Raw genomic sequence first — 22,496 nt, forward strand, 5'->3', positions numbered from 1 at the left:
TCATCAGTTACTTTTTGGACAGCCCTTTTCTCTTCTACAATTCCATCATCGGATTTGCACTTGATAATTCGGATTATTTTCATTCAGTTTATAATATTGAACCATAGCCGGTACTCCGGCTTTAAAATCAGGGCAAGCAATATTCGCCTTCATTAAATCCTCTTTCGCTTGGCGGCAATCGAAATTTCCCTTCCATGTAAAATAATCTATTGTTTCTTGCTCCGTGTGAAGAAATTTCCGTATCGGTGCTAATGCTAAAAATGCTTTACACCAAGATATTGGAATAATCCCCTTTGGTCTTACATGATACATTTCTTGTACTAACATTTCATATATTTCTGTTGCACTATATGGATTAGGGTCTGTTAAATGATACGTTTTTCCCGCTCCTTGCTCATAAAGTGCTAGAAATGAAACAGCTTCAATAATGAAATCGACTGGCACAAGATTAATTTTTGACGTTGATTTCCCGATGTATGGTTTAATCGGAAGAAATCCTATCGCACGTAAAGTATTAAGGATAAAATATGGTCCATCAAACTTAACAGTTTCACCTGTTACAGAATGACCTTTCACGATTCCAGGGCGAATGATGGTCGTTGGCACTTGCGGCTTTAAAGCTTCTACTAATACTTCTGCCTCATACTTTGTTTCTTCGTAATAATTTTTAAAGGATGGCGGCTTTATCAATTCTGTTTCTAAAAGGGCACCTTCTCTTGTCCCTGCTACATAAGCCGTACTGAAATATATATATCTTTGTATATTTGGTAGTGTTAATATCCAATTATTAACATTTTTCGTTCCAGTGACGTTTACCGTATAAGCAATATCTTTCGGAACCGCTAGGTCATAGATAGCTGCTAAATGGAACACATGTGTTATTTGTTCATGATTGACTGTTTGTGTTAAATCTAGATTCATTTTTGTAATATCCCCAACAACAACTTGTAAAGTACCTGAATCTAGTTTGAGCTCTTGCTCTAATCGCTGTGCCTCTTGCTTCGCTTTATCTTCAAGTGCGGGCAAAACAAGTAAAAATGCTTTTTCGAACAACTCATCTTTATGAATCAGCCCTTTAATAAGCCTAGTTGCTAGAAAACCCGGAAATCCAGTGAAAAAATAAACGTGATTGACATTCATACGTATCCCCCTTGAAGAAATAAGTTTCTTTATTACATAATTCGAGCTATAAAGAAAAAAATCCTCTGTCACATGAAGGATTTACCTTCTATATTAACTAGACAAAAATCCAAACAACCGATAATGTCAAAAGTATAAAAAGGAGTTATACTTACTCGTTTACTTTAATAAGGTTAAATAGAGGTAGTATTTGGACAAACTGTACTCATTCACTCTCGTAAAATGAAGCTATTTATTTCTCTTCTGGGGTTTAACGAAGAATCAAAGGAGCACGAATATGGAAGCTTGGATTATGGATTTAATAGACCAATATGGATATTGGGGCGTCTTTCTCCTAATTGCTCTAGAGAATATTTTCCCGCCCATTCCATCTGAAGTGATTCTTACCTTCAGTGGATTTATGACCGAAACAACCAACCTTACAATAACAGGAGTCATCATCATTTCAACTGCCGGTTCCGTTGTTGGAGCCATCCTTCTTTATGGTATCGGTCTACTATTAGATGTAGAACGTTTGGAGAAAATCATCAATCGGTACGGACGTATTTTACGTTTAACTAAAGATGATATATATCGAGCTGATTCGTGGTTTGATAAGTATGGAATATGGACAGTCTTATTTTGTCGATTAATTCCCTTAATACGGAGCTTAATCTCAATCCCAGCTGGAATGTCCAATATGAATTTTGGCTTATTCCTCCTATTCACAACAATTGGAACGCTCGTGTGGAATACAATATTAGTGAATGTTGGAGCTGCAGTAGGCTCGAACTGGCATGATATTGTCGGCTACATGGACATCTTCTCAAACATTATCTACACTATTCTCATTATCCTAGCTATTTTAGTGCTTATTTGGTATATAAAAAAGCGCAAGGAGCGTAAGAATAAGTGATTATAACTAGCTAAGTCATTTTAAAAGTGGCTTGGCTTATTTTATATGCCTATATATCAATTCCACTAAACACGCAAAAAACAAAAAACGACACTTATTCCCCAACTGAATAAGTGTCGTCCTTTGTTATTTCACTATTTTATACTCTTTTCTTCAACGTAATCGTGACTTTAAATAAATCACCATCAACATCAATATCCATTTCACCTTCATGTAAATCTACAATCGATTTAGCAATGGCTAATCCTAGACCTGAGCCTTCTGTATGACGTGATTGATCGCCACGCTTAAAACGCTCAAATAATTCGTCTACATTTCCACCAAGCTCGAACTGTGAAACATTCTTAAATGAAATTTCCACATCATCGATTGTATTTTTAACCGCTATATAAACTCTTGTATGCGGCAAAGAATATTTCAATATATTTAAGATTAAGTTATCAAATACTCGATATAATTTCTGCCCATCTACAATTGCTTCAATCGGCTGTTGGTCATGTGATACTCTAAACTGTAGCTGAGAAGAAGCTATTTCTTCATCATGTTCTGCTAGCGTTTGTTGTAGCAATTGAACAATTTCAACTTTACTTTTTACTAATTCGATATTTCCTGTTGCCATCTTAGATGCTTCAAATAAATCATCAATCAATACTTTCAAACGCTTCGATTTGCGGTCGATGATTTCAATATAACTTTGACGCTCATCTTCTGTTACATCTGTTGATTTCAATAAATCTGTATACGTAATAATAGATGTCAAAGGTGTGCGTAAATCGTGACTTACATTCGTAATAAGCTCTGTTTTCAAACGTTCACTCTTTACTTGTTCTTTTTGTGATGTTTTTACTCCATGTTTCAATAGATTGACATCTCTTGCTAGGTCAGCGAGCGCCGATTTTCCTTTAATTTCAAGGTCTGGTTCATTTTTACCATAAACGATTCCATTAACTGCCTGTATAATTCGACTTAAATAGCCTGCGTGTTTAAATAGAATATATAGAATTGGCATACCAACTACTAATACAATTACTCCAAATAAAGCAACAACAATTAACGAATCTCCAGTAGCACCCATTCCCATAGCAAAGAATAATCCAATGAATAATCCAAGAAAAGGAACAATCACTAATAACATAAGCATTTGCATACCAATACTGCGATTTAAAAAGGCATCTCTTATAGAATGTATAATTCTTAAAACAAGTGCACTTTGAATTTCTTGTTCATAACCTTTTTCAATTGTGTTATTGATACATGTAGCTACTTGATAGACGCCTAGCACTAACATCCACGTACTAATAAAGATATACGGCAGGACATTTCTAATAACATTTTCAAAATCGTAAACATGAGACCAAGTGAACAACATTGCTATATATACAAATGTACAAACAACTAGAATTAAGCGTAAATCTACTGGTATTCGACTATACCATTGCCAATTCGATAGCTGAATGGTAGACACAACTCCTCTTCTTTTGATTGTATATAAAGCGATCCCCATTACAATTAGCCCGGTTAATAAACAACTAAAAATACTTATTTGAGCATTTCTATATTTATTTGCATTTACAATAATTCGGTCAGATGCTGACACATCTTTTGGAATTCCTATAAATCCTTTGAACGTTTTAATGCCCTTATTCTGTTCATTCACTATTTCGTGACCTAAACCTGTTTCTGTTACAAAGGACTCCTCACCATAATAACCAATATAGTCATTCCATCGATTCGCAGTGATTGGCAACTGCGTAACAACTCGACCATCTTCTACCTTTAGAGCATTGTTTTTCGTGTCATATGCTTTCACGTAACGCATATTATCTTTATCAAAGAATGAGCGATATGCCTTTGCTTCTTCAGCTGGCAGAGATGTATATACTTGACCAGTCTTTTCATCTTCTAAGTAATATTCAAACAGGTTATATGGATTATTACTTGCTTTATTAGCCAAGAAAGTTTGATAACTTTCATCAATTTGTTTTTCTTTTTGAGCAATTATTTTTTTACGCACATGTTCATCACTCGTAAAGTTCAACGTAATGTCCTTAATTTTTGCATCAAGTTCTTTTTGAAGAATTTCGGATACTTCTAGATTCCCCATTCGTTTTGCTTCGCTAATACGGGACTCATATTGTTCTTTAAGATTCGTTACTTGCTCAGATAAATCACCATATTCATATCGGTGGTTATCTATTTCCTCAGCAGAAACGGTAATATGTTTCTTTAGTGCTACAGGATCAAATTCTGATAGTTGATACGTTCCTAAAAAATTAAGAAATGTATTATATTCACTATGAAAGCGATTCGTTTCAAAATAATTTTTCTTCAAAAATTCTGGGCTATTAAAGATATTGGTGAAAAATACACTACATCCGAAACTAAATAGCAGAAGAATTAAGAAGACTTCTTTTTTACTTTTCCATTTTGTACCCAATTCCCCAAACCACCTTTAAAAATCTCGGATTTTTTGGATCGATTTCAATTTTTTCACGGATTTTTCGGATATGTACGGCGACCGTATTTTCCGCATTAAACCCTGGCTCGTTCCAAACGATTTCATATATTTCATTGATTGAAAAAACACGACCTGCATTTTTCATCAATAGCTCAACTATTTTATACTCAATAGGAGTTAGTTTTACCGGCTCTCCATTAACGGCGACTTGTTTCGCATCTTCATCAAGTGTTAAACCATGCAAATCAATTTGTTTCTTTACACCTTCGTATGTTCCAAGCGTCACATATCTACGCAGTTGCGACTTCACTCGCGCAATTAACTCTAAAGGATTGAAAGGCTTCGTTACATAATCATCCGCGCCAATTTGTAGCCCTAATACCTTGTCCGTATCTTCACTCTTAGCACTCAATATAATAATCGGTATATTCTTCTTCTCACGGATTTTAAATGTGGTTGAAATACCATCCATTCGGGGCATCATCACATCCAAGATAATTAAATGAATCGTATGTTCATGCAGTTTCTCTAAAGCCTCAATACCATCAGCTGCTTTAATAACAGAAATACCTTCATTCTTCAAATATATCTCAATTCCATCACGGATTTCTTGCTCATCATCTACTACTAATACGTTGAACGTTGTCATCGTTTCAACCTCCCTCCTATCAAAGTATACCATCTTCATTTCTTACTTATAATGTAGCCTGAAAATCTTAAAATAGATGAGGGATAAATCTTAAGAATTTCTTAAATGTTACACTCATACCCCGAAATGAATACGCTTACATAACTAAAGGGTTTTTGTCAAGAATTATACGTTGGTAAATAATTCTTACACCTATTTACGGCTAGGGAAAAATGGTACTATTAATGGTGGTTTAGATTTAGAACTTATCCTTATTGCCTATCTTTTTCTATGTTTTCCAATCATATTTATAAATGCTCAACATTTCACATCTGATGGATTACATACTAGGAAATGTGCTTGGTAACAATAACAATATTATTAGAAGTAGTAGGAGGTAACATGGAACATACAGCTCTTCGTGATGTCGAGAAATTGGCATTGAAAAAACAAAAAGTGTTCGATCAAAGCATTATTAAATATTTATTACGTGCTATCTTAGCAAGTGCCTTTATCGGATTTGGTGTTATTATTGCTTTTAAATCAGGTAACTTGTTCTATGCAGAACATTCACCAATGGCATATCCAATTGCCGCTTTCACATTCGGTACAGCCATCGTTCTTATTGCTTATGCTGGCGGAGACTTATTTACGGGTAATACATTCTACTTCACATATGCAGCACTTCGCGGAAAAATGACGTGGCCAAAAGTGTTAAAAATGTGGCTAGGAACATATAGTGGAAACTTAATTGGCGCTTTACTTTTCGCTGGTCTTATCTATTTAACAGGAATCATGGCTTCAGGAGATGCTAATGGGTTCTTAATGAGTGTAGCAGCAGGTAAAATGAGTCATTCAACTATGGAATTATTCTTTAGAGCGGTTCTTTGTAACTGGCTAGTATGTTTGGCTTTCTATGTACCAATGACATTAAAAGGTGACGGACCTAAATTATTCACAATGATCCTTTTAGTATTCGGATTTTTCATTTCTGGTTACGAGCATAGCATTGCAAACATGAGTACATTTGCAATCGCATTAATTGTCGATCACCCTGATACGATTACAATCGGTAAAGCACTTCACAATATCATTCCTGTTACAATTGGAAATATTGTTGGTGGAGCGGTCTTCATGGCGATATTCTACAACTATGTAAGTGGACCTAAATCTGAAGACGAAGACAAGTTCTCTGAAGAAGAAGATCAATCTCATATTGTTCAATTTGACAAAGTAGCTGAGAAGTAATTAGTAAATTGATTACGCGAACCAAATATCATTTGGTTCGCGTTTTTTGTGATTGCATAACAGCATCCCTTGTTGATGAAATACTATAACCATTTATATTCCACACGTTTAAGTCGAAGAAAACAGTAGAATGAACTTAATTAACCATAATTGTTCTAAATGAAAAGTTGTTACCCACAACAGACTTTTCTAGTTTAATCTTACCTTCATAGAGCATTTTTTTATTATTCACACCTACAACATCTATTTTCGCAACTGGCGTAAACAAACCAGACATAATATATAATTTATTATCACTTGCTGTCATTGTAAGACCATTACTATTCTTCCATTTATCATTTTGTAAAAGTAAACTTGTACTATTCTTTTCTAAATCGATTTGATACAGCTCACCTGATTCAGTTGACAAATAGTATATTTTATTATCGTTTTTATAGTAATCCCAGTCATATGCAGTTTTATCTGGTAGGTGTATTTGTTTCAATTGACCTTCATGCAAATCAATAGCATACATTGTATAGATTGTTGGTTCATTGCTGACTGATTTTGCTACCTGAAAAGTATAATAAGTAGCTAGTTCTAAGTTCTGTTCGAAATTATTTATATAGATGCTCTGATCTTCCGTTTTACTATGTTCTAGACTATAAACCGTTTTACTATGATTAATTTTCTCTTGCTTCAGGTTCACATAAAGTAGGAATATATCGTTACGCTTAGGCACGTGACCACCTAGTACAACTACCATTTGTTGGTCAATTAATTGAATATCATGCACAAATACGTCCTTGTATTTACTATATTCTTTCGGCAAGCTCAACGTAAATTCATGACTAGTATTATTCAATTTATCGTAGTATTCGATTTCCAATTGCTTTTTGGCATTATTCGACTCTGCAAATAATAACAAAGTCTTATCTTCATATAGCTCATCTATATTTTGTTTCCCTCTCATGAAACTACGATATTGTTCTTGCAACTGGGCGATTTTCAATGTAGATTCATCTAGATTTGGCTGTCCAAACCATAGATTTAATGCAGATACTGGTTTCACGGTTGCTTTCTTCTCCGTCACAGTAACCGTACTACTAACATTATTGATAAATCCTTCTCCATAAATCTTTACGTCTTTCATTTCGTCCTGATTACCACTAACCGTTTTAATAGACAAAGATGGTACTGTCTCACTCCTTGCTGAAAAGAATATATAAAAACAAGCAGTACTCGCTAACACAATAATGGTAAAGATAATTGATGTACTATATCTTTTCACGATTTATCCCCCCTTACACCCATATTCTCTTATTGATTAAACGTGTACTAATCACAAGTGATATAGCAATGATAATGACCATATTCACATATGTAAAAATAGTCATTTCGTTTTCATAAAGAGGTACGATTGAATTTACGAACATAGGAAGCAACAGGATCAAAATATTGAAGATTACAAATAAAACACCTAGAATAATCCCTCTAATCCGAAAGCTTCTTTCTATTAAGATAACCGTAAAAATGACAATCACGGATGTAATCCCTAAACCGTAAAACAAAGCAAAATCTTTAGCCCAAACAGGTATTAACATATAAATATATGGACTCCCACCAACCCATGAAACAAGCGAACTATCCACCTGAGCCACTTCTGGTACAATCGCCACATACAATGCCTGAAAGATAGGATACATCAATAATTGAATCGCAATACAGCCAAAGATGAATAATAACAAGGCTGTTAATTTTGCATAATAAACAGTCATCCGATCAAATGGTAACACTAACAATTGAAAAGCAAACGTATGCTTACTAAACCATTCACGATACCAAGTGAAGAAAATATAAATGACTAAAATAGCTATAATGAGTAAGATGACAACCACAGAGAAAATAGAGAATGTAAATCCTTCTAGTGGCCAATCTCCAATACCATTTCCATATGTTTTACTCTGACTTTTCAAGCTATTCATTTGCATCATAAAAGAAACAAACTCAGTAATAACTAATAGACCAAGCAAAACCGCATACATCTTCCAAAATCTCTTCAGCTCAAAATCTACTAACTTCAAATAATTCTTCATCCTTCATACACCTCCCGTAGCTTATCGATAACAGACATGCCTTCATCGATTCGCACTTGCTCTGTGTAGAAGTCCTGCACAATCACACCATCGTTCAATATAACAACCCGATCTAGTAAATGCTCTACTTCATCAATTTCGTGTGTTGTTAATAAAACACCTCGTCCTTCAAAAAATGGCGTTGAAAACAACTCACGGATTTTTTCTTTTGCAAACATATCGACACCAGAGAATGGCTCATCTAATAAGATATAATCGGTATTTAACGATAAACCTAATATCAAACTAACCTTCGCGGCATTCCCCTTGGATAGTTCACCGATTTTTTGCTCCACATCCATTTTGAAGAAATCAACTAGCTCAGCCGCTCTCTCTTCATTCCAACGTGGATAAAAATCTTCCATATATTGAAAGGCCTGCTTTATTTTCATCGAACCGAGCATTGTCATGTGATCTGCTACATAGGCGATGTTGTCACTCCGCTTCTTCCTTATACTCGTACTATCAACTGTAATATCACCTTTTGCAAATGGCATGATTCCTAGAATTGTTTTCAAAGTAGTAGACTTCCCCGTTCCATTTACCCCAATGAGACACGTTATTTCATCTTTCTTCACCGTGAAAGAAACATCTCTTAACACATGCTTAAAGCGATATTTCTTCGAGATCCCTTTGACTTCAATCATTCAAGCACAACCTCCTTACTTCAATTCTCCCGTTTTATAAACCTCTCTGACCGATTGCATCATTTCATCTTCCGTCACTGCAATGCGTTTCATTGTTTCTACAAATTGAACCGTTGCTTCTTTTATTAACTCTTTACGAACTTGCTGCAATACAACCTCATCCTTTGTAATTCGACTTGGAAAATTTCGTTCTGTCTCAATCAATTCTTGATCCTCCATTTCTTTATAAGCCTTCTGAACAGTATTTGGATTGATGTTTAATAAGACAGCTAATTCTCTTCTTGATGGTATTTCTTCACCAGCCACTAATTCGCCAATAGCTATTCTTTGTTTAAAATAGATAACAACTTGTAAATAAATCGGCTCTCGGTTGTTCAACACTAATTTCAAGTTCATACCTCCTTTACCATAAAATAAGTGTATTACCTAATTGATACAGCATATGAACGTATTATTACATTAATACACTTTCTTTGTCTACTCTTTTTTCCAAATTATACATATACTATTTGTGCAGAATTGTTTCTCTATTAGATAGAAAAGGGTAATAGATGAGAAAGAAAGAAAGAGAAGAAGGGATGTACGATGAGCATTAAATGGTTAGAATGGGCAAAGCAAATGCAATCAATCGCTCAAGCAGGTCTAATGTATTCTAAAGATGTATTCGACATAGAAAGATTTCAGCAATTACGAGATTTAAGCTGTGAAATAATAAGTATGTACACCAAACTAGACATGGAAATCGTCAAAGATTTATTCGCCAACGAAAAAGGCTATCAAACGCCAAAAGTTGATATACGAGCCGTGATTTTTCAGGATCAAAAAATTCTATTAGTGAAAGAACATAGTGATGGTAAATGGTCACTTCCAGGCGGCTGGGGAGATGTTGGTTATTCGCCTTCTGAGGTGGCAGTGAAAGAAGTAAGAGAAGAAACAGGCTATAATGCAGTGGCAGAAAAATTATTAGCGGTTTTAGATAACACGCGCCCTTATCACCATCATCCACCTTCCGCCTATCATGTGTACAAGCTATTTATCAAGTGCAAAATAGTAAGCGGTTCGCCAACATCAAGCATTGAAACAGATGAGATTGCTTTCTTTGAAAAAGATAAATTACCACCTCTTTCAACTGCTCGAAATACGGAATCTCAAATTCATATGCTGTTTGAATTTCTGGATAATCCGAATAAGGAAGTTGTGCTTGATTGATTCAACATTAAGAAGATTTACTAGTCATAAGAGGGATGCCTTTAAGCATCCCTCTTCCTTTTCTCTATTGCAACGAAATATACAAATCAATCGTTTGGTTATTCATATCACTAGAATCATTATGATAAACTTCAAAGTCACATACATATGCTCTTGGTAAATCCATCTTCCAAATACTTTCCCATGCTTCTCCGACAGCTTTTTGCATATGGCCAACGACAGTAAACTTTGCATATCGTCCTTGAGGAAGTACCATATATTGAATGCCATCAGCTGCATCTTGTTGACTTACCTCTATACCTGCTAAGAAATCATATGGTTTAGAAGCGTCACTTTCATAATTGCTATACACACCATATGCCTGATGACCAATCTGATTCGGGATACGCTCCATTACTTGATCTCCAATAAATGTTTGCCAAGTTGCACCGATATCCGACATTGCTTGACCATTTTCATTTGTTGTTCGAATGGCGATTCCTGCAACAATCTTCTCATTTAGCTCGACAATTGTATAATTCATATGTATCATCCTTTCTTATGTATTAACCATAACAAACAAAAGCTGACATCAGTCTGTCAGCTTTTATAGATACTTTTTATTTTATTTAATTCCACATGAAGCATTTCAACTAGCTCATTCGGTTGCAGTATTTGTACACTATCTCCGAAACTGAGTATAAACGGAATAATTGCGTAATCAAAATGATATGTAAACTCAACGATGACATGTTCTTCTGTCATTTCTTTAATTTCATCCAAACTGAAATAATCATAGACAATTCCTAGTTTGTTTTTAGTAAACTGCAAACGTACATCAATTGGAGGACGATTGACGGTCAACTCTACGCTTTTCTTTGCTATATCATTTCCTATGCTAGTTTGAGTGTCAGCTATTTGAAGGTCACGAATCCTTGAAAGTTTAAACACTCGCTCATCGCCACGTAAATGGCAATAGGCTTCTACATACCAGCTTCCATTGCGTAATACAATTGCTGTCGGCTGAACAGTACGATCCGTAGTTTCACCTTTGTAACTGACATAAGCAAAAGAGACCTCCCTGCGTGAATCAATCGCTGTTGAAATACAATGCATTCGTTCTTTTATCTCCTTATCCACCTCTGGTCGGTAAATAGATGGGCTTGATAAACGAAGCGATGCTGGTTGAACCTCAGATGAAAGCTGTTGAATTTTCTGCTGTAATTCTTCTGTATAATTATCTTCCAATAATTCTTTCCTATAATCTAAACTATGTAACAATAATTGTTTTTCTTCATCTGAGAACGTAAATACAGTAAGCTTATAGGATTCTAATAATGCATAGCCTCCACCTTTTCCGCTATAAGTGACAATAGGAATTCCTGCTATCAATAATGATTCCATATCCCGATAAATGGTCCTCTTCGTTACTTCAAAGCGCTCTGCTAAGAAATCCGCTGTAATCCGCTCTTCTTTTAATAACAGTAACAAGATGGATAATAGTCTTTCCAATTTCATGGACTCACCTCTTCTACTACAAAAAATCGCTATAATCATTATCACATATTTCAACAAAGAAAAAACCGCATCCATAAGGATACGGTTCTCGAAAAAAGTTAATTATTTAGTTACAGCGATAACTTCAACTTCGCAAAGTACACCTTTTGGTAACTCACGAACAGCTACGCAAGAACGAGCTGGTTTGTGGTTAGCGAAGTATTCGCCATATACAGCGTTGAATGCTGCAAAATCGTTCATATCAACGATGAAGCAAGTAGTTTTTACAACTGACTCTAAATCAGAGTTAGCAGCTTCTAATACAGCTTTCACGTTTTCCATAACTTGTTTCGCTTGCTCAGTAACGCCACCTTCTACAACTTCACCTGTAGCTGGGTTGATTGGAATCGCACCTGAAGCATATAACATGTTGTTTACTTTAATTCCTTGGCAATATGGTCCGATAGCTGCTGGAGCTTTTTCTGTGTTGATGATTTCTAACATAATGTATAGCACTCCTTAAGATTTGGTTTATTTATTTGTCATCTTTCGTATGTAGATTGCGAAGATGTAAATATACAGTTGGTTTGGTTATTTTTAATGCTTTTGCTACAATCGATGCCGCATCTCTCATATTAAAGACGCCACGTTCATGTAACAGATTAATAATATGCTTATTGCGATTAGCATGCGAAATTGATGATGCATTTACTTCATCAATAGTATTTCTTATAATGTCGTAAATCATTTCTTCAACATTATTAGCAAAATATTCTTGATGACTCTCATTGACCATTGCATTCGGTGAAAAAGCTTTCAATATCTCACTAAAAGGACTATCCAAATTCAAATTAAGACAGAGTAAGCCTATAATATTTCCATGCTCACCGCGTATCACAATTGTGCTAGATTTCATGAGTTTATTATTCTTATTTCGCGTAAAATAACTCAAAAATTGCTGGTCTTCAGAGCTTTGAATTTCTTTAAGCATTTGTAACGCTAAATTCGTAATAGGCGCTCCAATACTACGACCTGTATGATGATTATTCGCAATATGAATAACCGATTGTTGATAATCCTCTAGACTATGCAGCACAATTTCACTTGATGAACCTAAATATTGTGCTAATCCATCCACAACAGCTTTATAGGAAGCAAGAATTCGATGATCCGTCTCAGTAAAAGTGACATTTTCCACCTTCGCTACCTCAATTCACATATTTTTTAGTAAATCAAATTATAGTTCATTGACTTAACTTAAAGTTAATTAACTTAACTATTTGTATAGTATAACACATATGAAATTATATTAAAATAATATAAAGGGTTGTTTTTTTCAGATAGATTGAAAAATAAATGAACGAGAACGATATGGCATATATATTTTAGTAAGCTTTAGTTTCATTCATACTGACAAGTGATAAAATGAAAAGTAAAAAGGAGAATTGAATAATGCGAAATGAAATGATTGAACGATTTATTACATATGTGAAAGTAGACACACAATCAAATAGTGACAGTACAACTTGCCCTACTACACCAGGTCAATTAACACTCGCTAACATGCTTGTTGAGGAGTTAAAACAAATCGGTATGAGTGATGTAACAATTGATGAAAATGGTTATGTAATGGCTACCTTACCTGCTAATTCTGATAAAGAAATACCAACAATCGGTTTCTTAGCACATGTGGATACTGCAACAGATATGACAGGAGCTAATGTTAACCCACAAATCGTTGAGAACTATGATGGTAACGATATTGTCTTGAACAAAGAGCAACAAGTTATCCTGTCTCCATCAGCATTCCCTGAACTTGCAAACTATAAGGGCCAAACGCTTATTACAACAGATGGTACAACTCTACTTGGCGCTGATGATAAAGCTGGTGTAGCTGAAATTATGACAGCAATGGCATATCTCATTCAACATCCTGAAATTAAGCATGGAAAAATTCGTGTTGCCTTCACGCCAGATGAAGAAATTGGTAGAGGTCCTCACAAGTTCAATGTAGAAGCATTTAATGCTACATATGCTTACACAATGGACGGCGGTCCATTAGGTGAACTACAATATGAAAGCTTCAATGCAGCAGGTGCAAAGGTAACTATTAAAGGTAAAAACGTACATCCAGGCACAGCGAAAAATAAAATGGTTAATTCAACGAAAATCGCTATGGAATTCCAAAACCTATTACCAGTAAACGAAGCGCCAGAATATACAGATGGTTATGAAGGTTTTTACCACTTACTTGCCTTCAATGGTGACGTAGAAGAAACGACATTACAGTACATCATCCGCGATCACGATAAAGAAGCTTTTGCTGCTCGTAAAGCAAAGATGGAAAGTATAACAGCTGACTTACAAGCGAAATACGGAAAAGACCGCATTATTCTAGATATGAATGACCAATATTACAATATGGGTGAGAAAATTAAGCCTGTTAAACATATCGTTGACATCGCTTCGCAAGCTATGAAGAATTTAGATATTGAGCCAATCATTCAACCAATTCGTGGAGGTACTGATGGTTCTCAATTATCATATATGGGACTGCCTACACCAAATATCTTTGCAGGCGGAGAAAACTTCCATGGTCGCTACGAATACGTTTCAGTAGATACAATGGAGAAAGCAACAAACGTTATTATTGAAATTGCCAAATTATATGATCAACAAGCATAAATTGATAAAAAAAGAGACAATCCAAAATCCCATTTTGCGATTGTCTCTTTCTTATTTTAACTTAACATTTGTGCGATTAATTCACGATTTCTTTCTTTAAAAACATCATTATGAGATGAAACCATGCCACTTTCATGTGCATCGGGTTCAATATACTGCTTTGCTTTATTCACTGCATTAACAGCATCTTGAAAAGCTCCTGCTATTAAATGAACCTTTCCATTATAAGCTACAATATCACCTGCCGCAAATAAACCAGGAAGAGATGTTTGACTATTCGGAGTTCCTGCAATATAGAAATCATCAACCAATTCAATATCTAAATTACTCTTAGTTAGTAACTCTGATTCTCGCTCATATCCATGATTAATAATCACTTCATCTACAGCTACAGTTGTTTTTTCATCTGTTTCTGTATGCATTAATTCTACAGACTCGATTTGATTTTCGTCATTTGCAATTAGTTTAGTAATATTTGTGCTTAAATAGCACTGCGCTGAACTTTTTATAAGCTGAGAAATTTGTGCTTCATGAGCATTTAAATGTGTTTTTCGATATGTTAAATAAACCTTTTTCGCAATAGGCTCCAATTCATTTGCCCAATCAATAGCCGAGTTGCCGCCACCTGATATTAAAACAATTTTATCCTTAAAACGTTGAAGTGACTTGATTGTATAATTTAAATTTGTGACTTCAAAGCGTTCGGCTCCCTCGATTTCTAATTTCTGAGGTTTTAAAATCCCCCCACCAATTGCAACAATAACCGCTTTGGAATAATGCTCGTTACCATTAGCAGATTGTAATGTAAAATAACCATCCGTGCTTTTTGTTATAGAAATAATTTTTTCATCAAGCACCACTTCTGGATTAAAAGTTAAACCTTGTTGAATGATTTGCTTCGTTAATTGAGCACAAGGCATAGGTGTCATTCCTCCAACATCCCAAATCATCTTTTCAGGATACACACGTAATTTACCACCCAATTCAGATTGAAACTCAATAATTTTTGTTTTCATTCCTCGTAAACCGCTATAAAAAGCTGAATATAATCCAGCTGGCCCTCCACCAATTATGGTAACGTCAAATAAAGTATAGTCATTCATAATTATCCCCTTCTAACCATTAATGATTATCATTCTCAATTAAATTATACACAAATTGGCTTTAATATCAAATTACTTATATGAAAAACCCCCTATCAGCACAAAGGCTAATAGGAGATTCACTTCTTTACATTTTATTTTTCATACCTGTATAAATCATAATCGCATCACGTAAAAATTCGGCTGTACCCGGTTGTTCCTTATCATAATAAGCTGTGAAACGCTCATCATCCACATACATTTGCGCTAAGCCTGCATGTGCTTCTTTTGAATATGTGTCCCAATAATAGCACAGCCATTCACGATGCAATGCTGCTGCTTTTTGCGCTAATTCACCTGCAGGATCTCCGGTTTGAAATGCTTCGCTTAATGTTTCAGTAACATCGTTTGCTAGCTTTGTCACTTCATCATGCTGTTCTTGCGTCATTCCTTTTACTTTTTGATTTGATTTATTAACAGTCTCATCGCCATATTTTTCACGAATTTCTTTTCCATACTTCTTCTCATTCTCATCTATCATACGCTGTTTAAAGCCTTCGAACTTTTCTTGATTTGACATGGATATTCTCCCTTCTTTTAAGGCAATCGTCTTTTCGACGTTCGCAATTAATGTATCTAATTGCTTTCGTTTATCAAGAAGCTTCTCGCGGTGTTCCTTGAGTGCTAGAGCTCCGTCAAAAGCAGGTGCCGTTACAATTTGCTTAATACTTTCTAAGCCAACGCCGAGTTCACGATAAAACAGAATTTGCTGTAATCGATCAACTTCGGCTTGACCGTATATCCGATATCCTGACGAATTGATTCTTGCCGGCTTAAGAATTCCAATTTCATCATAATAACGTAATGTTCTTGAACTAACACCCGCTAACTTTCCTAGTTTGTGCACTGTATATTCCACGGTAACACCTCCTGACAAAACTAACTATACACCCTTACGTAGCGTCAATGTAAATAGGCTTTCTTTAAATTTCCCCGTTCAAATTTTTGCTATTTTATAAGCATTGTAATAGATGACAAACTAATAGTGGATGGCGCATTTACAATTCTTTAAAGTAATAAAAGGTCACTCTTAGAGTGACCTTTTATTACTTTAATATAGTGCCTTTTGATGAAAATAATTAGGTGTCTTAACGACATTCGGGTAAGGCTTATGAAATATATGTGTTGTAGCCGATGAAAGCGGAGGAATTAGCCAAACCCAATTTCCTGTAACCATTCTTCCACATGCGGCCTCCTGCTTCTCAAATAACTCAAACTGATGAGCAGCTGTGTGGTGATCCACAATGGTTACCCCCTGCTCTTTAAATGAATGTAAAACTGCTATATTTAATTCAACAAGCGCTTTATCTTTCCATAGTAATGCGTTCTTCGATGTATCCAATCCCATTATTTCAGCAACAGCCGGTAACAAATGATATCGATCTTCATCTGCTAAATTACGTGCTCCTATTTCAGTACCCATATACCAACCATTAAAGGGAGCTGCATTGTACGTTATGCCTCCTATTTCTAAACACATATCTGAAATAATCGGTACACCATACCACTTCGCTTCCAATGATTCGAATGCATACTCTGGATGAGTAATTGTAACTTCTTTTACTAAGTCTTTTGGTATTTCTTTATACGAAGGTTTTTCTCCGTCAATGGAAATGACCAACGGCAATATATCATAGTGTGTCTTAGGTCCCCTCCATCCTAATGACTCACAAAATGTAGTAAATGGAATAGAGAGAGGGTCACCAATCGTACCATACTCTGTTTCATAGCCTGCATAACGAATTAATTGATGATTATAAATACAAATTTGATTGTTTTCCTGTTGATATGGTTTAAAAATCGTTATCGTCGGTCGAATTCTACCACCATTCGTTGCATATTCAATATGATGAAATAGAGCATCGTAAATCTCATCATGACTCTCCACTTCCCGAGCATCCAAAACCGTTAAGCTATTCCAAAACAAACGTCCAATACAGCGATTACTATTTCGCCATGCCATTCTAGCACCATGAACAAGCTCATCAAAGGTATGCTCATACGTACCGGTAGCTATAATTTGCTCTTTGATTTCCACTAACCGTTCTGTAATCCTACTCTCTTGATTTGATTCAGCATAGCACTGTTGTATAAATGCTTCTGCTTTTTCAAAAAGCTCTTGTTTTGTTATCATAGAATTCCCCTTCTTCTTCATACATACCCTCATTATGCATTTACTAGAGTAAAAAAATCTATTATGAACACACGGTATAATCGAAAATTCAGTGAATATATGAATCTCTCTCTTTGCTCCCGGTAACTTCTAATTTTTTAGCCATTATTAAATATTCACTGGCCAGAAGGTTTCCAAACTAAAAAAAGCTAACCTATAAGTTAGCTCTTCCCATTCATATTTATATTGTTTTCATAAATGATTTTAAGTCTTTTTTACATCCATCCGATAGATTATGCCACCTAATACCTTGAATAGCACCTTCCAAACCATATAATCGATTAATGCAGGCAGAAGAATCAATCTTTTTAATTCGCGTAAAAGCTTCTTTGCTTCCGACCTCCGTCAGCTCCTCTGAAGTATGAATTCCTACTTCATTAAGCTGTGAAGCTACAACTTTCCCTATGTTAGGTAACTCTTGTAAAGCAGTCATGAGAACCCCTCTTCATTCATCTTTCCATTATTCTACTATATGTTACCCTATTAAATTCAAATAAAAACCTAGGAATCCCTAGGCTTTTATTATTATTCAGAACTAAATGGAGAGTTCTTTTTATTTAAATGAAGCATATCCTTCGTCAGCCATAACAACGCTACCATTAATAGCACTTGCTTCAGGTAATGATAATAGATACACTGCATCGGCTACTTGTTCTGGATCTAATAATTTACGAGCCATGCTTTTTGATTTCATAGATTCTAGCATACCCATATCTTTATAACCTTGGATAATTGGTGTATCAACCATACCTGGTGCAACAGCTACTACACGAATTCCATAACGAGCCAATTCAAGTGCTGCTGATTTTGTCATCATAACAACAGCACCTTTTGCTGCATGATAAGCAAAAGTACCAGGCGATGCTAAGTATCCAAATACCGATGCAGTATTAACAATCACACCTTTTACACCAAGCTCTTTCATCTTAGAACCAGCAGCCATAATTCCGTATGCTACACCATGTTGGTTAACTGCTACTGTTCTTTCGTATATATCAATATTCTGCTCTAGAATACCGCTAGAGCTACCAATACCTGCATTATTAAACATTACATCGATGCTACCAAATTTGTTTACTGCTGTTTCAACTAAAGATTGAACCTCTTCATATTTTGAAACATCCGTTTTTACAAAAATTGCTTCTCCACCAGCTTTTTCGATTTCATTTACAGTGGAAACACCTGTAGCTTCATTATAGTCTGCCACTACAACAATATCGCCTTTACTAGCAAACTTAAGCGCTGTTGCCTTCCCTATTCCACTTGCCGCTCCTGTAATCACTACTACTCTTTTTGCTGTCATGTGTAATTCCTCCCTATTTTTGAAAGAACAATCTGCAATTCGTCATTCAATATCCCTTAATACCCGCATAAAACATATATAAATCTTTATATTTATATTCTATCACCTTGTAGTATTTAATAAAATTTAAATATTTTTACTATTTATTAAGTTATACTTAATAAGAAAAGCGCAAGCGCCCGTTTTGCGACGTATAGATTGGAGCACTTCGACTGAGATAAAGGAAACACGAAGAGGCGGTAGCCTTTTTCGTGTTGACTTAACGTAGGGAGATGGGCGAAATCTACTAGTCGCTGGGCACTGGAGCTAGACACCGCGCAAAACTATATACTTTCTTAATCTTATAAGAACAGCCGTCACTGATCTCTTTTATCATTTTTATAGTTATTTTGCACTGTAAAGCAAATATAAAAAGCCCAATTTCTCGATTAACAATGAAGAAATTGGACTTCTATCATTACCTCTGAATAACGCCCGTTTCTAGATTATCGAAGATCAAGGGCATATAATATCTTGTCATATCGAGCAGTTCCTACAGCTACAAAACGGGGTAATCGACCGTATTCTTTGAATCCTAGGGAATTATAAAGTTTAGCCGCTCGAAAGTTGTCTCCCCGGAAGTCAAGGGTTAACATCTCGATTCCAGTATCGATGGCCGTGGAAATCAACTTATCCATGAGGAGATGACCTAAACCAAAGCCTTGATAACGTGGGTCAATTGCCACTTTTTCTATATCAGCATGTGGATTATGGGTCGGGCGACTATATCGTTTCCAATACCCAATACCCGCAAGATCTTGATCGACCCAAATCGAAATTAGACATGCGTCATTATTTCCACTTGCGATGGTCAATTCTTGAAGTAAGCCAGTCACCTCTTCTGTTGAAGGTGGATCGACCCATCCAATTGCTGCACCGTTTGAAACGAGTCCCTGTAATAATTGTGCTGCTTTCTCCACGAACGATAAGTCTTCTAGGTTTCCACTATCTACTACACGTAGCACAACAGAGTCCTTCATCAAGCTCCCCCATTCTATTATGATTATCACAAAAACATGGTAGTCTTTAACATTATAAACCATGTTTTACTAGTTCCATCAAACAAAATGGCTGAACGAAATTTAAAAAGTCCACACTCTATTATTTGTTACAAAACTCTGTTCACTATTCTATGTTCAATAACCTAATAGAATTTGTCCTACGTTACAATAGGAACAGGGTAAAAAGGAAAGCTTATTTTTGAAAGGAGCAAAAGAAAATGAACATCGAACAATTAACATACATCTGTGAAGTGGCGAAAACAGGCTCCTTCACAAAAGCAGCTCAAAGCACTCATATTACTTTATCTGCTATTAGCCAATCTATTTCTTCCTTAGAAACTGAACTAGGTGTTTCTTTATTCACTCGTTCACGCGGTTCTGGGGCAGTCCCAACAATTGAAGGACAAGTTATTATTTCAAAAGCTAGTGAGATTATTCACAAAATTAATGACTTAAAGGAAGAAGCGAAAAGCTATTCCGATATTCTAAGTGGAGAACTGAAAATCGCTACTATACCAGGTCCTATGCACTTATTAGTCAATATCGTTTCCAACTTCAAAAAAGATTTTCCTAACGTAAAAATCGAACTACTTGAAAAAGGACCGAAAGACATTATTGAAGATATTAAAAAAAATCAAATCGATATTGGGTTCATAATCTTTCATGATGATTTCGCTCAAAAAAGCTATGAGCTATCAGTTGAGCGATTAATAGAAGGAAAACTCGTTGTTGGAGTTAGTAAAAACTCACCGTTAGCACTAGAAAAAGCTATTACGCCTGAACAATTGCAACAACAAACGATGGTTTTATATGATGACGACTATATTCGCTGGGTAATGGAGCAATTCGTAGCCAAATACGGACCCGTTGACATACTATTTACAAGCAATAATACAGAAGCCATTCAAAATGCAGTAAAAGAGCAATTAGCTGTTACAGTTGGATTAGATTATTCTTTCAAAAGCAGTGCACCGTATAAAAAGAAACGAATGGTCACTGTCCCATTAGAAATTCCAGACCTCGAATCCGTGTATTATGGGTGGGTTTGCAGAGAGGAAAAGAATGCCTCCAAGCTAGCTAAACGATTTCTTGAAAGGTTAAAATATGAATTATAACGATAAGGAATAAGGTGTATGTTATGGAATATGAAACGCTATGGAATAAACGGTGCTCATTATATTATCAAAAGATGATGCGCTATTTTTCACTAATTGCAAGCAGTGTATTTTATTCACTACTTCTTGTCGGTAGCATTTTTGCTTACTATTACATTCAATTTTTAAAATGGGTTCCGTCTTCATTTCCAACTGAAATAGTAGTAGCTTTCTTAGTCTCTATCTTTTTCCTACAAACAAAGATACGGACATTCATTGTGAAAGCAGATCGTATTTTTTTACTACCTTTAGAGAAGAAATTATCTTCCTATTTTAGAAAATCATTTTATTACACAGCCGTTATAGATGGATTTAAGACTATTATTCTACTCGGTATCATTACGCCTTTAATTCATTATGGATGGATTCAAATTGATTCCATCATCGTCACTATTGCTACAATTGCAGTCAATCTATACTTTGCTTGGTCGATGCAATGGATGACAAGTAGAATTCAAATAACCTTACATACACTGATAAGACTGTTAACATTAACATTTATCTTATATTTCGTATTCATAGATTACTGGTATATTTCCATCATCATTCTTTTATGCACCGTTGGTTTCATGTATTTCCTGTTTGGAACGCAATCTAAAAGGATCAATTGGGATTACCTAATTACGCAGGAAGAACGAACAGTTTTACAGATTTACAATTTCATTAATATTTATGTAGATGTTCCACATCTTAAATACGCATATAAACGTAGAATGTGGCTTTCTTGGTTAGTGAAAAAAACCATTCGCTATCACCATTCTTCTTTCTTCCGTTATTTATTTACGCTTTTATTTGTTCGATATAATAGTTTTTATTATTTATATATAAGATTAACGTTCATTGGTTTCATACTGATTTATTGCTTACCATCTTATCAGTGGATTGCCATGTTAATAATCCTATTTATGACAGGCTATCAATTATTACCTTTACAAGCAGCCATTAATGATTTGATTCGTACTTATCCTGTTTCTTTCCTTGAGTTCAAGACTTCCTTCTTGAAACTACTAACATCTTTGCTTAGTATTCAATTGCTTATTCTTACGATGGCACACCTATCCCATCCAACAATACAGGATATACTACTATCTCTCTTAGCAGGATGCTTATTTATCTACTTCTTTGTATATATTTTTGCACCTAAGCGTATTCGTTCATTTCGATATTTAGACTAAAAGAAAGCG

Annotated in this window: 23 protein-coding genes; 6 read left to right on the top strand and 17 right to left on the bottom strand. The window is 35.2% G+C overall.

Translation table 11 applies throughout. The features are described from left to right. Nucleotides 1-45: 45 nt before the first annotated feature. Nucleotides 46-1,140 (bottom strand): SDR family oxidoreductase, encoded by a 1,095-nt coding sequence (locus tag TX86_RS23775; RefSeq protein ID WP_042352818.1) that lies wholly within the window; start codon nt 1,138-1,140, stop codon nt 46-48. Nucleotides 1,141-1,417: 277 nt separating this feature from the next. Between TX86_RS23775 and TX86_RS23780 the strand changes: the two genes are divergently transcribed. Further along, nucleotides 1,418-2,035, top strand: a complete 618-nt coding sequence (locus TX86_RS23780) for a DedA family protein (protein WP_042352820.1) — start codon at nt 1,418-1,420, stop codon at nt 2,033-2,035. Nucleotides 2,036-2,174: 139 nt separating this feature from the next. Here TX86_RS23780 and TX86_RS23785 read toward each other — a convergent pair whose 3' ends face one another. Then, nucleotides 2,175-4,472: a sensor histidine kinase gene (locus TX86_RS23785; protein WP_042352822.1), complete on the bottom strand. Its 2,298-nt coding sequence runs from the start codon at nt 4,470-4,472 to the stop codon at nt 2,175-2,177. Next, the gene (locus TX86_RS23790; protein WP_042352824.1) at nt 4,450-5,142 is read right to left on the bottom strand and encodes a response regulator transcription factor; all 693 of its coding nucleotides are present in this window, start codon (nt 5,140-5,142) and stop codon (nt 4,450-4,452) included. Before TX86_RS23790 ends, TX86_RS23785 begins: the two co-directional genes overlap by 23 nt. 381 nt (nt 5,143-5,523) lie before the next feature. On the opposite strand from TX86_RS23790, the gene TX86_RS23795 reads away from it, so the two are divergent. Continuing rightward, complete coding sequence (locus tag TX86_RS23795) at nt 5,524-6,369, top strand: formate/nitrite transporter family protein (protein WP_042352825.1); 846 nt, start codon at nt 5,524-5,526, stop codon at nt 6,367-6,369. 136 nt (nt 6,370-6,505) lie between these two features. On the opposite strand, the gene TX86_RS23800 is transcribed toward TX86_RS23795, so the two are convergent. From TX86_RS23800 to TX86_RS23815, 4 genes are read right to left on the bottom strand one after another with little or no spacing between them, the layout of a single operon-like run. Then, the gene (locus TX86_RS23800) at nt 6,506-7,639 is read right to left on the bottom strand and encodes a hypothetical protein (RefSeq protein ID WP_042352827.1); all 1,134 of its coding nucleotides are present in this window, start codon (nt 7,637-7,639) and stop codon (nt 6,506-6,508) included. Between the two features lie 13 nt (nt 7,640-7,652). Then, the gene (locus tag TX86_RS23805; RefSeq protein WP_042352829.1) at nt 7,653-8,444 is read right to left on the bottom strand and encodes a hypothetical protein; all 792 of its coding nucleotides are present in this window, start codon (nt 8,442-8,444) and stop codon (nt 7,653-7,655) included. After that, nucleotides 8,441-9,130: an ABC transporter ATP-binding protein gene (locus TX86_RS23810; RefSeq protein ID WP_042352830.1), complete on the bottom strand. Its 690-nt coding sequence runs from the start codon at nt 9,128-9,130 to the stop codon at nt 8,441-8,443. The genes TX86_RS23805 and TX86_RS23810 overlap by 4 nt, the downstream gene beginning before the upstream one ends. 15 nt (nt 9,131-9,145) lie before the next feature. Beyond that, nucleotides 9,146-9,520: a GntR family transcriptional regulator gene (locus tag TX86_RS23815; RefSeq protein ID WP_042352831.1), complete on the bottom strand. Its 375-nt coding sequence runs from the start codon at nt 9,518-9,520 to the stop codon at nt 9,146-9,148. Between the two features lie 195 nt (nt 9,521-9,715). Here TX86_RS23815 and TX86_RS23820 point away from each other — a divergent pair, with 195 nt between their 5' ends. Continuing rightward, a complete protein-coding gene (locus TX86_RS23820; protein ID WP_042352833.1) occupies nt 9,716-10,339 on the top strand; it encodes an NUDIX hydrolase in 624 nt (207 codons plus the stop codon). A gap of 64 nt (nt 10,340-10,403) precedes the next feature. Here the strand turns inward: TX86_RS23820 and TX86_RS23825 are convergent, their stop codons facing one another. From TX86_RS23825 to TX86_RS23840, 4 genes are all read right to left on the bottom strand, one after another. After that, nucleotides 10,404-10,862, bottom strand: a complete 459-nt coding sequence (locus TX86_RS23825; RefSeq protein WP_042352834.1) for a GyrI-like domain-containing protein — start codon at nt 10,860-10,862, stop codon at nt 10,404-10,406. 56 nt (nt 10,863-10,918) lie between these two features. Then, entirely contained in the window at nt 10,919-11,836 is a 918-nt protein-coding gene (locus tag TX86_RS23830) for a helix-turn-helix transcriptional regulator (RefSeq protein ID WP_042352835.1), read from the bottom strand. 102 nt (nt 11,837-11,938) lie between these two features. Further along, nucleotides 11,939-12,319, bottom strand: a complete 381-nt coding sequence (locus tag TX86_RS23835; RefSeq protein WP_042352836.1) for a RidA family protein — start codon at nt 12,317-12,319, stop codon at nt 11,939-11,941. A 31-nt stretch (nt 12,320-12,350) separates the two neighbouring features. After that, a complete protein-coding gene (locus TX86_RS23840) occupies nt 12,351-13,013 on the bottom strand; it encodes a helix-turn-helix transcriptional regulator (RefSeq protein WP_042352837.1) in 663 nt (220 codons plus the stop codon). 254 nt (nt 13,014-13,267) lie between these two features. Between TX86_RS23840 and pepT the strand changes: the two genes are divergently transcribed. Continuing rightward, nucleotides 13,268-14,500 carry a peptidase T gene (pepT, locus tag TX86_RS23845; protein WP_042352838.1) on the top strand — a complete coding sequence of 411 codons (1,233 nt, stop codon included), beginning with the start codon at nt 13,268-13,270 and terminating at the stop codon, nt 14,498-14,500. A 56-nt stretch (nt 14,501-14,556) separates the two neighbouring features. Here the strand turns inward: pepT and TX86_RS23850 are convergent, their stop codons facing one another. The 6 genes from TX86_RS23850 to TX86_RS23875 all read right to left on the bottom strand — a co-directional run bounded on the left by TX86_RS23850 (nt 14,557) and on the right by TX86_RS23875 (nt 20,167). Next, entirely contained in the window at nt 14,557-15,603 is a 1,047-nt protein-coding gene (locus TX86_RS23850) for an NAD(P)/FAD-dependent oxidoreductase (protein WP_042352839.1), read from the bottom strand. 127 nt (nt 15,604-15,730) lie between these two features. Then, entirely contained in the window at nt 15,731-16,501 is a 771-nt protein-coding gene (locus tag TX86_RS23855) for a MerR family transcriptional regulator (RefSeq protein WP_042352840.1), read from the bottom strand. Nucleotides 16,502-16,693: 192 nt separating this feature from the next. After that, nucleotides 16,694-17,776: a nitric oxide synthase oxygenase gene (locus TX86_RS23860; RefSeq protein WP_042353003.1), complete on the bottom strand. Its 1,083-nt coding sequence runs from the start codon at nt 17,774-17,776 to the stop codon at nt 16,694-16,696. 220 nt (nt 17,777-17,996) lie between these two features. Next, nucleotides 17,997-18,248: a TfoX/Sxy family protein gene (locus TX86_RS23865; RefSeq protein WP_042352842.1), complete on the bottom strand. Its 252-nt coding sequence runs from the start codon at nt 18,246-18,248 to the stop codon at nt 17,997-17,999. Between the two features lie 120 nt (nt 18,249-18,368). Then, nucleotides 18,369-19,118 carry an SDR family NAD(P)-dependent oxidoreductase gene (locus tag TX86_RS23870; protein ID WP_042352844.1) on the bottom strand — a complete coding sequence of 250 codons (750 nt, stop codon included), beginning with the start codon at nt 19,116-19,118 and terminating at the stop codon, nt 18,369-18,371. A 485-nt stretch (nt 19,119-19,603) separates the two neighbouring features. Then, the gene (locus TX86_RS23875; protein WP_230203715.1) at nt 19,604-20,167 is read right to left on the bottom strand and encodes a GNAT family N-acetyltransferase; all 564 of its coding nucleotides are present in this window, start codon (nt 20,165-20,167) and stop codon (nt 19,604-19,606) included. A 209-nt stretch (nt 20,168-20,376) separates the two neighbouring features. Here TX86_RS23875 and TX86_RS23880 point away from each other — a divergent pair, with 209 nt between their 5' ends. Beyond that, entirely contained in the window at nt 20,377-21,273 is an 897-nt protein-coding gene (locus TX86_RS23880; RefSeq protein WP_042352847.1) for a LysR family transcriptional regulator, read from the top strand. 23 nt (nt 21,274-21,296) lie between these two features. Then, nucleotides 21,297-22,487 (top strand): ABC transporter permease, encoded by a 1,191-nt coding sequence (locus TX86_RS23885; protein WP_042352849.1) that lies wholly within the window; start codon nt 21,297-21,299, stop codon nt 22,485-22,487. Nucleotides 22,488-22,496: the final 9 nt, after the last annotated feature.

The organism is Bacillus massiliigorillae, from assembly GCF_000380245.2.
Lineage (GTDB): Bacteria > Bacillota > Bacilli > Bacillales > DSM-1321 > Bacillus_AD > Bacillus_AD massiliigorillae.